We start from the raw sequence: 13,762 nt of genomic DNA, 5'->3' as shown, positions 1-13,762 counted from the left end.
AGATTTAGTATCGCGCACTCCGACCAAAGAAACCGGGTTTTTACCAAATCTTTCGACTGCGACGAAGTATTCTCAAAAAAACCCGGTTTCTGGACTCCCATGCGTAATTCCTACTAAACCAAAGCCTGTCGCTGAGCCTCCAACAATTCCTGAATCCCAGTTTCTGCCAAATCCAAAATTTGATTTAACTGACTCCGACTAAAACTTCCCTCCTCCGCAGTTCCCTGAATTTCAATAATGTCCAAATCTCCATTCATTACCACATTACAATCAATTTCCGCCGCCACATCTTCCAGATAATTCAAGTCTAAAAACGGCTCGCCTTCCAAAAGTCCCACAGACACGGCCGCCACTTGGCGAATCAAAGGCGATCGCACTAAATCACCTTTTTGCACCAACTTATTCAAAGCATCAGCCACAGCCACAAACGCGCCATTGATAGAAGTCGTGCGAGTCCCAGCATCCGCTTGCAACACATCAGCATCTACAAGAATCGTTCGTTCCCCCAAAAGTTCCATATCCAAGCACGATCGCAAACTCCGGCCAATCAACCGCTGAATCTCTTGAGTGCGCCCCGATAACTTCATAAACTCCCGCTCTTGTCGCTGCGGTGTAGAGCCTGGTAACATTCGGTACTCCGCCGTCAGCCAACCTTTTCCGGTATTCTCCAGAAACCTAGGCACTCCCGGCTTAATCGTAACGCTGCACAGTACCTGAGTATCGCCACTTTTTGCTAGCACCGAACCGCTAGCAAATTTGTTGAATTCGCGATCGAAACTAATCGGACGAAGTTGATTTGGTTGTCTACCGTCGGCACGTTTTATGGACATAAAATGGGAATGGGGAATTGGGAATGGGGAATTGGGAATGGGGAATTGGGAATTGGGAATTGGGAATTGGTGTCAATTTAACTTCTAAGCCAGTTACAGACTGCGGTTTAACTATTAAACCTAGATCCCCCCTAGCCCCCCTTAAGAAGGGGGGGACAGGAACCTTCTCAAAGTCCCCCTTCTTAAGGGGGATTTAGGGGGATCTAGACTGAGGTAACAACTAGATTTCTCAAGGCTTTCAGTCTTAACTTGACACTCCTTGGGCATCGGGCATTGGTTTTTTGCCAACAAATAACAAATAACAGCTAACAACTAACTATTAACCATTTTAAGAATATCCTGCTGCACTTCTTCGGGAGATCGATCGCCATTGATAGTTAACAGCTTGTTCCGATGTTCGTAATACTCTAAAATCGGCATAGTGCGTTCCTCGTACAAATCGAGCCGGCGCTGCAAAATTTCCGGTTCATCGTCCGATCGATCGCGTTCGATCGATCGACTCAGCAACACCTCAGTCGGAACCTTCAACCAAACCGCCCAATCTAGCTCCTGCGCCAAATCGTCTAACAAAAAATCCAATTCCTCAGCTTGAAAAGCCGTTCGCGGATATCCCTCCAACACCCAGCCATTAAAAACATCCCACAGCAGCAGCCGGCGGCCGATAAATCGAATCAAAATTTCATCGGGAACTAACTCGCCTTTTTCCACATAAGACACGGCCAACTTGCCCAAGTCTGTCTCACCTGCGATTTCCGCACGCAGAATGTCCCCTACTGCCAGCAAAGGAATGCTCAAATTGTCGCACAATAGTTGTGCTTGAGTTCCCTTTCCCGCTCCTGGCCCTCCCAGAATCACCAATCTCACAGTGCCTGCTCCTAGTGCCACGACATTCAAATTCTATGCGATCTGTACCTTTTATTGACAATCCTGGAGCCACCAAGACTCTCATCGCCCGGGTTTTTGGATCTATAACTTCATAACTGTCGGCTTCCCTGCTATATTTCGCTAAAAAAGCAGGCTTCTGCACAAGTGCTTGCTTGAGTTCAAAATCTAATTGACGGCTCCGAATGCTACTGCCGCTAGCTTTTGACAATTTGTATATCTAGCGTTCGATCGGATCTGCGATCGGCCAAGTACACTATATATTGTTAAGCAGGCTCCAGCCACGTGCAGCTCGGAGCAGCAGTCAAGACTTAGTTACTAATTAAATATTGCCCTATGGTTGCTCAGTTACAAACCCCTAAACTCAATTTGACCCACAGCTTGCCCTACACAGTTAAAGGGCTGGTGCAAGTTTTTACAGGCCCGCACCGCTGCTTTTTTACAAATGTTATGGCTCAAGCCCTGAGAATTGCAGGACAGGGATCTCCGGTGTTGGCAGTGCAGTTCCTCAAAGGGGGAATCAATCAAGGGCATCAACATCCCGTGCGACTCGGGCAAAATTTAGATTGGGTGCGGTGCGATTTGCCCCGCTGCATTGAGAATGCGGATTTAGATGAGATCGAAACGCGATCGATCGCACAATTGTGGGAGTACGTTCAAAATGCGGTGCTCTCCGGCAGTTACGCCTTAGTTATTCTCGACGAGTTGAGTTTGGCGGTCAATTTAGGTTTGATTCGGGAGACAGAAGTGCTCGCATTGATTGACAACAAGCCGCACGATTTGGATATTATTTTGACTGGGCCCTCGATGCCGCCAGCAATTTTGGATGTTGCCGACCAAGTTACTGAAATTCGTCGCAGTTAACGACAATAAACAAGATTGCCTGAGTCTTTTTAATCAAAATTTCGGACGGGCGGGACGCCCATTCCACAAGCAAAAAAATTGTGTGTGGGATGGGCGTCTCGCCCGTCTTAGGTATTTTTGCAATATATCTAATGATTTTAGTTGCGATCGCCCGCGCGTGCGATCGCAATTTTTATGTATTTTTTTATGTAAATTTTTATTAGCTCAAAAAAAGAGGCGACCGCTGAGTTCGCGCGAGCGATCGCACGCTACTAAACTAAGGAATAGAAATTAAATAATTTACACATATTTGTGGGATGGGCGTCCCGCCCGTCTTTCCGGGACGGGCGGGACGCCCATCCCACAAGAACAATCAAAAATGTAAGTTATTTAATTTTCATTCCTAAGCAGCAATATTACGCTGGAACTACCGGATCGAACACAACAGTTAACCGGTCGGCCGGAACCATCCGCTTCAGAATTTGCAAGTGACCGTCTGCATCAGACCAACTACGAAACTGACCCACAACCACCTTTTCCACATTCGGAAGCGATCGAACTACAGTCCACGGCTTGAGACGTTTTTCTTGCAACATAATAGAGAAATCTCCTGCATAAATTAGAGCCAAAGCCCGCCCTAATACTTTTCTACGGGTAAGGACTGATCTGTTGGTTCGTAAACTTGCCCTTCTCTCAAAACATATCACAAGAAAAATGGTTTCGCACTATATCTGATTTTCGGTTTTTTTTTATAGCCTTTCCCAAAAAAGTGAGGTACGTTGTTGGGCTTGGGCCCTCTTGATTTAGTGGTCATATAAGCTGTCAGTCATACCTCATCTTTTTGAGAAAGGCTATACCTAATTTCTACACAACATATCGCCAAGCTATACTCAGCAGCTACCTAGATCGATCGCCTGTAGGTAAGTCCAGGGAAGAAACCAAGAACGCGAAAGAATTTGATATTTTTGCGCCATTGATTGAAATATACAATTCCCATTCGGCACAGATTCTTAAAAAATGAAATAAAAATTTGTTAACTCTTTAAATAATTACCAGAAATAATTGGTTAAAAGCCTCTCCGTTTTAGCGATAAATTAAGATCAGACTATTCATTACTCCAATCCTCTTCCTTCCAGGTAGAGGCTGCCCTCAACTGTCCCAGGTCAACTGTCCCAGGTCAACTGTCCCAGGTCAACTGTCCCAGGTCAACTGTCAACTGAATGAACACCTTTGTCATGATTCGCCTCTTTTTTCCCTGTTGACCGTTCTTCCTTCTTCCGACTTCCATCCGACTAAATCCTTTACATCCGTTACATCCGTTACATCCGTCGAGCGAATCCGTTGCCGAACTTCCCTCTTCCGACTTCCATCCGTTACATCCATTACAGCATCCGTTGCCGAACTTCCCTCTTCCTACAAATCTCGCCGCGACAGCAGAAACCAGATCCCACCCAAGCCCAAAACACCACACAAAACCCCACCTTCCCACCCAAAAACAGTCCCTCCCGGCAAATGTCCCGGCATTGCCTTAGAAGTAAAATTCAGTTCAGAATAGTATACCCACTGACCGTTAACTCGCCAGCCCACTCGATCGCCAAACTTCTCCCAAACATCAGCATCATAAACACCAGCCTTTCCCCCCGACTTGACCCAAAAACCCTTTTGTACAGAAAAACCGAACCTCCGGTGGCTGTGTCGCACCCAAAGTTGGTCAATCGTCTGCAAATCCTTAGCGGGAAACTTCCTAATATCTTCCTCACTCAAATAACCCCTCGAAACTTGCTGCATCACTTCCAGCATTTTCACAGAAGTTTCCTCATCAGCACCACGCCAATTTTTAGCAGCCAGCAGCCTTTCCAACTGAGAATAATCAATCCCTTTTTCCGACTCTAAATTCACAGAAACAATCGGATTTTTAGTTACAGGTTGAGTCGGCAAAGAAGGACTAAGAACAGTTGCCTGCTGCAACTTAGAATCTGGTGGAACAACAACAGCAGCAGGTTTTAAAATCTCAAAAACTTCCAGAGAAGACTTGTAGCGGTCTTTGACATATTCCTGAATCAACTTATCCAAAATCTGACCTAGATCCTGGCTAATTTTTGTTCCTTTCGGCAAAGCCTCCCTCCAAAGCCAGCGACCTTCGAGCGGGTCGTAAAGGTCATCGTGAATGTCCCCGTAGATATCCAAATAAGGCATCACAGAAGTCAGCAAGCGAATGCAAGTCACCCCCAAACTATAAAGGTCACTAGCAGGAACAGCCCTACCGTGCCGCTGTTCTAGCGCCGCATAACCCGGAGTTCCCAACTTAGTGCCCGTTTTGGTTGGAGCATCAGTTACTACCTGTTTGGAAACCCCAAAATCTATCAGCACCAACTTGCGATCGCGATTGCGGCGGATCACATTCTCAGGCTTAATATCTCGGTGAATCACATTGCGCTCGTGAACAAAATTCAGCAAAGGCAACAAATCTAATAGCAGTTCCCTAGTTTTAAGTTCGCTATAAGCACCGTACTTTTCTAACTCATCCTTTAAATTATTCCCATCAATAAACTCCTGCACCAAATACAAACGCCCATCTTCCTCAAAATAAGAAATTAGCTGAGGAATTTGTGGGTGCTTCAGTTCGTAAAGCCGCCTTGCCTCTTGTTCAAACAGTCGGACATACTTTTTAAAATGAGCCGGCTTCCGCTGAAATTCCTGCGGCGGCGACAACTGTTTGATAACGCAAAGTTCCTCAAATTTTCCATGATTGACAGCTCGAAAAGTCCTGCCAAATCCTCCATCGCGCAGCGGTTCGGTTGCTGCATAAAGGTCTTTTAGCAACAGCTTGGAACCACAATTAAGACAATACTTTGTGCCTGGTGGGTTCTGACGCTTGTCTTTTGGGCAATCGAGATTAAGGCAGTATGTCATATATTAAAAAAATGCGAACAAAATTATACTCAGGGTGTCATTTTATTCAAGAGTCCGATCGCTAGCTGGTTTTTGTGGAGGCGAGAACCCGAACCTTACGGAGGTTGCAGCCACCCTCGCACTTGCTCGGAAGCGCTCTCGCCAGACTGCCCCTGAGCAAGTATACCTCTCTTGAGGGTTTGACCTCAAACTCGAAGTCCAAATCTAACCTTAAACTGCGATCGGTGCAAGAGATTTGATTTCGCGGTCAAACAGCCAGCAGATTAAACAAAAATAGTAATTTATTACCAGACCAGTTAGCTCTGCAACGCCGAAAAAAAACTTAGGATTCTGCCTGAGATATAATTTTATTGCCAGAGAGAAGCAGACTAACGGGAGCTGCTGCTACCGTCAAGTTCGATCGACCTTAATATTTTACAAGTATAAAATTTTACTCAACCCGGCAAAATCAACAATCCCAAACTACCTAAATTTCCCCTGGTTCAAATAAATACTAGCTTACTCGATCGCAATCCGATCGCAACCCGACAGTTAGCCAGTTTAAGCTGTTTCCTTTTTTCCAGCTATTACCAGTTACAGTTATTTCGCTCCGTCTACTTATTTAGGAAATGCCAGTGACACCAAAACTACAGCCATCTCTAACTGAAAACTCCCGTAAAGAATCACCCAAAGTACCCTGGTTCGAGCGGTTCATTGCACTGGTCGCACTAGGAAATTTAAGCCTAGTATTATTTGATATAACTTATGTTCCCGCCCGAAATTTCTACTTCCGGCAACTACCGGTTCTCACCCAAATATACGACCCATTCAAAGGAATTCAACCCCACCGAGACACCCAGAAATATCTAGAAACCTTAGAAGAATTAAAAAAACAAGTAGTGCAAACAGGCTTGCCATCTCCTCAAGTAGCAGCCAAATTGCAGGAAATAAACACTCTGAGCGCGAACATGATCGACGAAGATCCGTTTCGAGTAGCATCAAAAAGTGGGTCCTTAGAAAAAATTAAAGACCGGATGCGCGATCGCACGCCGAATCCGCAGCAATCAGCAAAACAATCATTCAAAACATTCTGGAGCCAAGAGTATTTAAACAAACAAGGCTGGCAACAAGAAATCACTTGGTTTGACGCCAAAATCAAGCCGTTAATCGCCACCAACTATTACCGCACGATCGGAGAAAATGGGGAATTTACAGACAACTTCTGGCAAATCGACCTGCCATTTATTGCCATATTTGCGATCGAATTTCTAGCCCGCACCTACTTCATCAGCCGCCGCCACCGCAGTGTCAGTTGGCGGCAAGCCATGCTCTGGCGGTGGTACGACATCTTTTTGTTCCTCCCCTTCTGGCGCCTGTTGCGAGTATTACCCGTCACCATTCGCATCCACCAAGCCAAAATGCCCGATCTCCAACCCATACGCGCCCAAATCAGCCGAGGTTTTGTCGCCAACTTCGCGCAAGAATTGACAGAAGTAGTAGTAATTCAGCTCATCAATCAGATGCAACAATCAATTACCAGTGGCGAACTAGCAAAACAACTTTTCCAAACTCAAAAACAGCGATATTTAGACATTAATAATATCAACGAAATAGAAGCAATCGCCAGCCGTTTAGTCCAAGTAACCGTTTACAAAGTCCTGCCTCAACTCCAGCCAGATTTAGAAGATCTACTCCGGTACAATATAGAAATATTTCTCAAACAATCCCCAATTTATCAAGGCTTCCAGCAAGTACCCGGACTCGGAAACCTTCCCGCACAGCTAGCTTCACAATTAGTTGCAGAACTGTCAAAATTAGCCACCCTCGGCCCGCAAAATGCCTACGAAGCCTTCAAAATCGCTAGCGAAGATCCTCAAGGCATCCAACTCTCAAACCAGCTCGTCCAACATTTCGCACAAGCTTTAGGAAGCGAACTCCAACAGCAGCAAACTTGGCAAGAAATACAACTATTGCTGTGCGACTTCTTAGAAGAGTTTAAAATCAACTACATTCAGCGGTTGAGCGAAGAAGACTTCGAGAAAATCCTCGAACAAGCCAAACAACTGCAACAGATAGCTCCGCGTTAGGTTGAAATTTCAATTTTACAAACGCTGCAACACTTTAATTATCGAATCGTTTGTAATTTCGGCTAATAGTTTGCCATCAGGACTGACGACTAAACGACTCATTTGCTCTGGCTCTGGATCCAAAACTGCTTCTAGCTCGGCTGTTTGTAGATTCCATACTGTCAGTCCCTTCGGCGTACTACCAATTATAAAATCACGACTGAGGGTTATACTAAATGGTCTAAATATCTCACGAGAAAAGCTTTTTTTGCCTTGATTTTTCCTGTTTTTAAATCCGATAAGCTGTTACGCATTTAAACCACTAACTATCCCGATCCGGGTGCGTCACTCGTGAACACTGACTATACATGGGAAACGCCTGAAAACTGACGCACCCTACAATACCATTTTAAATGCGTAACAGCTTATTTGCAGATCGAAAGATCTTTTTCCTGTTTTTTTGATACTAACTAGGGCTTGCTGAATAAAAGTAGAAAGTTTGCCAGATAAGGGGTTTAAGCTTTTTTTGCTTGAAAAAGTGCAAGTTATAGGATTATAGAGGCTCAAAACCCTTGCAATGAAAGTTGTTAGTTTCTGGCTCAATTTGGGAATGCAAGCAATAAACCTACTATTTTTTAAGCTGTGTAGCCTCGTTTTTCCACTACGTACACTTTTTCAGCAAGCCCTAACTAGGGTCTGCCCATCTGGACTAATGTCATCAAAATGGGTGCGAAGGAGTGAAAAATTGCAATAGGGAGACTTGACTGCATCATGGGAACAGTACATCCGTCTGTGTTGAACAAAAGGGAAGACTTCCCAAGGATCATCTCCCAGAAGAATTAGAGTGGTGGCTGCCAGAATCCATAAGGCTATGCGTTTCCAGTTCCCGGACTTGAAAATTTTCATTAGGTTTCTCCATAACTTCAGAAGCGAACCGTAAATTCTGAGACTTAGCCTCAAATTTTCATCAAATTTTTATTTGGGCCTGACATTCTAGCTGGAGAAGGTTCACAACTTGCGGGGTGAGGAATAGATTGCTCTTGGGAGGAGTGGCTGTTTCATCACACCGGTTTGCTAAATGTCAGGAGGAAATTTTTATGCTATCGAAATCATTGCAGTTAAATTCGTTATCGATCGCCCGCTACGGGTCTAGTTTTGTTTTGGGATTAATGTTGTGTACGGCTTCGGCTCCGGTGCTAGCCCACGTTGGGCATAACAGCGAGTTTGCAGGTGGCGATGCGGCTAAGATTATGCAGCCGATCGAAGTTGATGCCAGTAAAGCAACAGCATTGGGAATTAAGACAGAGGCAATCCCCCCTACAACCGATGGAGGTATTCTCAAAGTTCCCAGCACCAGTTTGATTGATGCCAACGGGCAAAAGCTCGTCTACATCCAGGAAGGAACAACCTACAAACCGATCTCAGTTCAGATTGGTAGCGACTCTGGAGATGTGGTGGAAATTAAAGAAGGCAATCTAGCTTCGGGAAATCAGATTGTAACGCAGGGGGCAACACTCTTGTACTCCGAGGCATTGCGAGGTAAACCGCAAGCAGAAGCGCAGGCATCACCCGCTACATCGCAGGCATCACCCGCTATATCGCAAGCATCACCCGCTACATCGCAAGCATCACCCGCTACATCGCAAGTAGAAGCGCAGCCTGCTCAAGGATCGTCACCTTTGATGTGGGTGGGAGGCGCAGGAGTTTTACTGGTGGGTGGATTCGCCGTTTTTGCCTTAAAAGGTCAGGGCAAGTAGAGATTCAAAAACCAAGATTTTTGGTTGTTGTCGATCGCGACTGAGTAAACCTCTCTACTCCGTCTCCTAAAAGCTTGCCTAATGCTATCCAAATTTCATTTTTATGTTAAACGTCATCCCCAAATGGTCTATTGCTCAACGATGGTTAGTGGTGTTCGGGGCGATCGCCCTGACCATCTGGAGCCTGTATACAGTAAGTCGAATGCCCCTCGACGTATTGCCCAACTTTGCGCCACCTCAAGTAGAAGTACAAACCGAAGCCCCCGGTCTTGCACCGGAAGCAGTAGAATCCTTGGTGACGTTACCACTAGAAAGTGCAGTCAACGGCACGCCAGGAGTTGAAGTCGTCCGTACATCGTCAGCCGTAGGAATTTCTGTATTGCGGGTGGTGTTTAAATGGGGCACCGACCCCTATCAAGCTCGTCAACTCGTGGCAGAGCGATTGCAGGACGCGCAAGACCGATTACCCGAAGGGATCGGTACACCGCAGATATCGCCCTTAGCTCCCCCCATCGGGACGGTGATTCAGTATGCGTTCACGTCTGACACTACATCAATCATGGAAGTGCGACGTTTGGTGGATGGCAAAATCAACAATCGCTTGCTAGCAGTTCCGGGCGTATCGCAAGTGCTAGTCTACGGCGGAGACGTGCAGCAGTTTCAAGTCATTGCTAATCCAGAAAAACTTAAGGCGTTGAAGGTTTCTCTTCAGGAAGTCGTCAAGGCGGCAAACGAGGCAAATGCCAAAACCGCCGGTGGATTGTTGATTGACCCCGATCGCGAATTGGTGATTCGAGGCGAGGGACAAATCCAGACGATCGCAGATTTGCAAAAAGCAGTCGTCAAGGTGCAGGAGGGAAAAACCATTCTACTGCGGGATGTGGCAGAGGTGAAGATTGGAGCTGCACTAGCGCGAGGCGATGCCAGTTGGAATACTAAACGCGCTGTGGTAGTGATGGTGAACAAGCAACCGTTGGTAGATAGTCCCACCGTCACCAAAGCCATCATCCAGGCGATGGAGGAAATTAAACCGGGTTTACCCAAGGATGTGAAGGCAAACGTCACTTTCCGGCAAGATGCCTACATTGACGCATCGGTTGGTAATGTGCGATCGGCTTTGATCGAAGGCAGTTTGATTGTCGCAGCCATCCTGATTCCGTTTCTGATGAACTGGCGCACTCTCTCCGTCTGTTTGTTCGATTTCTTTCTGACGCTACTGTTCTCACTTTTGGTGTGTTCCTGGATCGGGCTGGAACTCAACACTATGACCCTTGGCGGATTGGTAGTGGCGATCGGGACAGCAGTGGATGATGCGATCGTCTACTGCGAAAATACCTACCGTCGCTTGCGGGAAAATCGCCTCTCGCCAAATCCCAAACCACCAATGGATGTGATTTTTGAGGGTTCTCAGGAGGTGCGGGAGTCGCTGATTGGAGCCACGTTAATTGGGATTATCGTCTTTTCACCGATTTTCACACTTTCTGGCGTGGAAGGGCGCATCTTCACCCCAATGGGCATTGCCTACTTGGTGGTAGTAGTCATCTCCAGCCTGGAATCGCTGATTGTTTCGCCTGCACTGTGTGCCATTCTGTTGCCCCACAGACGGATGCAGACGACAGAACCCTTCCTAGCACTGTTTTCCAAGCGAGTTTACCATCCGTTGCTAAAGTGGGCGATGCGTCGCTCTACCTTAATTTTGGGATTAGCTACAGCATCAATGGTAGCGTCGATGCTGATTGTGCCGACATTAGGACGAGATTTTCTGCCCACGTTCCAGGAACGATCGCTGATGAATGCGATCGCCCTTTATCCCGGTTCCTCACTGGAAGCAACCAATCGCGTCGGGTTAGCGATTCAAACAGCGCTGAAGGATGACCCCCGGTTTGAATCAGTACAACTGCGATCGGGCAGAGCTCCAGGCGACCCAGATGCGGCATCGGTGAACTTGGCACACTTGGACGTGGAACTAAGTGAAGCAGCGATGAAAAACCGTCCTGCGGCGATTCAAGCTTTGCGGGAGGTATTGGGTCAGTTTCCGGGAGTTGCCGGCAATGTCGGTGGATTTATCAGCCACCGCATGGATGAAGTGTTGTCGGGTGTGAGAAGTGCGATCGCGATTAAAGTATTTGGCAACGACTTACAAGAACTCCGCCGCATTGGAGAACAAATCGAAACAACAATGAAAGGCGTGAAGGGATTAGTAGACCTTCAGCTTGAACCTCAAATTCCGATCCGTCAAGTACAAATTCAATTTAACCGAGATGCAGCCGCCCGCTACGGATTGACGATCGCCCAATTGTCAGATTTCACCGAAACAGCCCTGAATGGTCGAGTGGTTGGTCAAGTGCCCGATGGTCAACAGTTGGTCGATGTGCTGGTTTGGGTCAACGAATCTGCCCGTCGCAATCTCAACACGATTCGCAACCTCCAAGTTAATACCCCAACTGGTCAAATCATCCCGCTTTCGGAAGTGGCAAAGGTTGACTTTGGCAAGGGGCCGAACACGATTAATCGGGAAAACGTCTCTCGTTTAATTGTGGTGTCAGCTAACGTACAGGGACGCGATGTTGGTTCGGTTGTTGATGATATTCGCGCCAAAGTTAAGCAATCGGTGCAACTGCCCCAAGGCTACTATATTCAGTACGGCGGACAGTATGAGTCGGAACAACGGGCTGCTCAAAACTTCCTAATTTTCGGAATATTAGCGGTGGTGGCGATCGCAGTATTGATGTACTTCACGGTAAAATCCGTTCCGGCGATGCTGATGGTGATGGTCAATTTACCATTGGCACTGGTTGGCGGTGTCATCTCAGTGCTGCTAACGGGTGGCGTTCTCTCTGTTCCTTCAATGGTCGGCTTTGTGACCTTGTTTGGTGTGGCGACGCGCAATGGATTGCTGCTGGTAGACAACTACAACACCAAACTTGCCGAAGGAATGCCACTTTCGGAAGTAATTGTAGAAGGTTCGATGGAACGGTTGCTGGCGATTCTGATGACAGCACTCACCTCGGCATTGGGGATGATTCCCTTGGTTTTAAGCGGTGGCGCCGGTAAGGAATTGTTGCAACCATTGGCGATCGTCGTCCTCGGCGGACTCTTTACCTCAACCGCTCTCACTCTACTGGTTCTACCTGCATTGTATGCTCGATTTGGCAAGTTTCTGATCCCTAAACGGATGATGGAAACAACCGAGTTGAGAAACTATGGTATTGAGCAGACAGCAACGAAAGAAGTAGGCTAATAACAGTTAACAGTTAACAGTTAACAGTTGACTGTTAACTCAGTTAACTATTTAAACAATACCGATGCAACCGGAAACAATATGATATCAAATCCGGTAGCATCGTCCTGTATTCATCTCCCTATTCTCTCTGTGTCCTCTGCGCCCTCTGCGGTAAAAACATTCCGATCCAAAATGTTGGATAAATTTCGAGAATTCGTATATGTTTGTTAGTAAAAAAGTATTGGACGAGATAGCGATAAAATGAGAATTCTGCTGGCGGAAGACGAACCCGATTTAGGTGCGATCGTACAACGCACCTTGAGCCGCGAAAAGTACCTGGTGGATTGGGTGCAGGATGGCACAACTGCTTGGAACTATCTGGAAGACCAATGGACAGAGTACACGATCGCCATTTTTGACTGGTTGCTACCGGGAATTTCTGGCGTCGAACTGTGCCAACGTTTGCGCCGGCAGAATAATCCTTTACCAGTTTTGATGTTGACGGCAAAAGATCGCACGGAGGATATGGTGGCTGGGCTAGATGCTGGGGCTGATGACTATCTGATGAAACCGTTCGTTAAAGCGGAGTTGTTAGCCCGGTTGCGGGCACTCCAGCGACGGGGACGGAGTTTGTCGCCGGAACAGTCGCCCCATTTTAATTCTGACCAACTTGAGGCGGGGCGATTGCGGCTTAATTATACTAAATCAACCATCTCCACTACCGATGATGGGGAACAACAAACGGTGATTCCTCTGACGGCTAATGAGTTTCGGTTACTGGAATATTTCATGCAGCACCCGAATCAAATCCTCACGCGCGATCGACTTTTGAATCGTTTGTGGGACGTGGATGCTGACCCGATGAGCAATGTAGTTGCTGCCAGAATTCGTCTGTTGCGCCGCAAGCTGGCAGATTATGGGTGTGAGGGCATGATTGAAACGGTTCATGGATTCGGTTATCGCTTGAACAAGTTATGACGCTAGCGGTTGAAAGAAACTGTTGGCGAATTCACCGAGGGCGTCACCCCTCACCTCTGGGAGGCAATATTTCCGTTCACTATTGGTAGTTAAGTAGAAGGAAGAAGGAAGAAGGAAGAAGGAAGAAGGAAGAATGCTTATAGAGCAAGTTTTCTAGCCATCGAGATCTTATGTTTAATTAGGTGGACTTACTTAGGGCTTGCTGAAAAATCAATCACATATTGCGTGGCATAGGTTTAGATGGCGCGAGGGAGAAAAAAGTGCAAGATAAACAGGTAATATAGATCAAAA

At 46.6% G+C, this 13,762-nt stretch carries 10 protein-coding genes; 5 read left to right on the top strand and 5 right to left on the bottom strand.

Annotated features, from left to right (window positions below):
• Nucleotides 1–113 precede the first annotated feature (113 nt).
• Entirely contained in the window at nt 114–830 is a 717-nt protein-coding gene (gene rph / locus JGK36_RS17510) for a ribonuclease PH (RefSeq protein ID WP_293186827.1), read from the bottom strand.
• A 312-nt stretch (nt 831–1,142) separates the two neighbouring features.
• Nucleotides 1,143–1,694, bottom strand: a complete 552-nt coding sequence (locus JGK36_RS17505) for a nucleoside monophosphate kinase (RefSeq protein ID WP_293186841.1) — start codon at nt 1,692–1,694, stop codon at nt 1,143–1,145.
• A 354-nt stretch (nt 1,695–2,048) separates the two neighbouring features.
• Here JGK36_RS17505 and JGK36_RS17500 point away from each other — a divergent pair, with 354 nt between their 5' ends.
• Entirely contained in the window at nt 2,049–2,576 is a 528-nt protein-coding gene (locus JGK36_RS17500; RefSeq protein WP_293186826.1) for a P-loop NTPase family protein, read from the top strand.
• A gap of 395 nt (nt 2,577–2,971) precedes the next feature.
• Here the strand turns inward: JGK36_RS17500 and JGK36_RS17495 are convergent, their stop codons facing one another.
• The 3 genes from JGK36_RS17495 to JGK36_RS17485 form a co-directional block, all read right to left on the bottom strand.
• On the bottom strand, nt 2,972–3,151 hold the full coding sequence (locus JGK36_RS17495; protein ID WP_293148649.1) for a hypothetical protein: 180 nt from the start codon (nt 3,149–3,151) through the stop codon (nt 2,972–2,974).
• A 637-nt stretch (nt 3,152–3,788) separates the two neighbouring features.
• The gene (locus JGK36_RS17490) at nt 3,789–3,938 is read right to left on the bottom strand and encodes a hypothetical protein (protein ID WP_293184773.1); all 150 of its coding nucleotides are present in this window, start codon (nt 3,936–3,938) and stop codon (nt 3,789–3,791) included.
• A gap of 30 nt (nt 3,939–3,968) precedes the next feature.
• Nucleotides 3,969–5,468 carry a GUN4 domain-containing protein gene (locus JGK36_RS17485; protein ID WP_363319262.1) on the bottom strand — a complete coding sequence of 500 codons (1,500 nt, stop codon included), beginning with the start codon at nt 5,466–5,468 and terminating at the stop codon, nt 3,969–3,971.
• A 614-nt stretch (nt 5,469–6,082) separates the two neighbouring features.
• Here JGK36_RS17485 and JGK36_RS17480 point away from each other — a divergent pair.
• From JGK36_RS17480 to rppA, 4 genes are all read left to right on the top strand, one after another.
• Nucleotides 6,083–7,534: a hypothetical protein gene (locus tag JGK36_RS17480; RefSeq protein ID WP_325315545.1), complete on the top strand. Its 1,452-nt coding sequence runs from the start codon at nt 6,083–6,085 to the stop codon at nt 7,532–7,534.
• 1,076 nt (nt 7,535–8,610) lie between these two features.
• Nucleotides 8,611–9,270: a hypothetical protein gene (locus JGK36_RS17475; RefSeq protein ID WP_293198557.1), complete on the top strand. Its 660-nt coding sequence runs from the start codon at nt 8,611–8,613 to the stop codon at nt 9,268–9,270.
• A gap of 103 nt (nt 9,271–9,373) precedes the next feature.
• Nucleotides 9,374–12,511, top strand: a complete 3,138-nt coding sequence (locus tag JGK36_RS17470; protein WP_293198554.1) for an efflux RND transporter permease subunit — start codon at nt 9,374–9,376, stop codon at nt 12,509–12,511.
• Nucleotides 12,512–12,754: 243 nt separating this feature from the next.
• A complete protein-coding gene (gene rppA / locus JGK36_RS17465) occupies nt 12,755–13,471 on the top strand; it encodes a two-component system response regulator RppA (protein WP_293198552.1) in 717 nt (238 codons plus the stop codon).
• Nucleotides 13,472–13,762 lie beyond the last annotated feature (291 nt).

It is taken from the genome of Microcoleus sp. PH2017_35_SFW_U_B, from assembly GCF_020737865.1.
Lineage (GTDB): Bacteria > Cyanobacteriota > Cyanobacteriia > Cyanobacteriales > Microcoleaceae > Microcoleus.
Note: the sequence above shows the minus strand (reverse complement) of the source record. Positions and strands in the feature narration are given on the sequence as shown.

Coding starts and splice junctions, on each gene's coding strand:
- rppA (WP_293198552.1), top strand. CDS start 12,755: ATGAGAATTCTGCTGGCGGAAGACGAACCCGATTTAGGTGCGATCGTA.
- JGK36_RS17470 (WP_293198554.1), top strand. CDS start 9,374: ATGTTAAACGTCATCCCCAAATGGTCTATTGCTCAACGATGGTTAGTG.
- JGK36_RS17495 (WP_293148649.1), bottom strand. CDS start 3,151: ATGTTGCAAGAAAAACGTCTCAAGCCGTGGACTGTAGTTCGATCGCTT.
- JGK36_RS17475 (WP_293198557.1), top strand. CDS start 8,611: ATGCTATCGAAATCATTGCAGTTAAATTCGTTATCGATCGCCCGCTAC.
- JGK36_RS17485 (WP_363319262.1), bottom strand. CDS start 5,468: ATGACATACTGCCTTAATCTCGATTGCCCAAAAGACAAGCGTCAGAAC.
- rph (WP_293186827.1), bottom strand. CDS start 830: ATGTCCATAAAACGTGCCGACGGTAGACAACCAAATCAACTTCGTCCG.
- JGK36_RS17490 (WP_293184773.1), bottom strand. CDS start 3,938: ATGGATGTAACGGATGGAAGTCGGAAGAGGGAAGTTCGGCAACGGATT.
- JGK36_RS17500 (WP_293186826.1), top strand. CDS start 2,049: ATGGTTGCTCAGTTACAAACCCCTAAACTCAATTTGACCCACAGCTTG.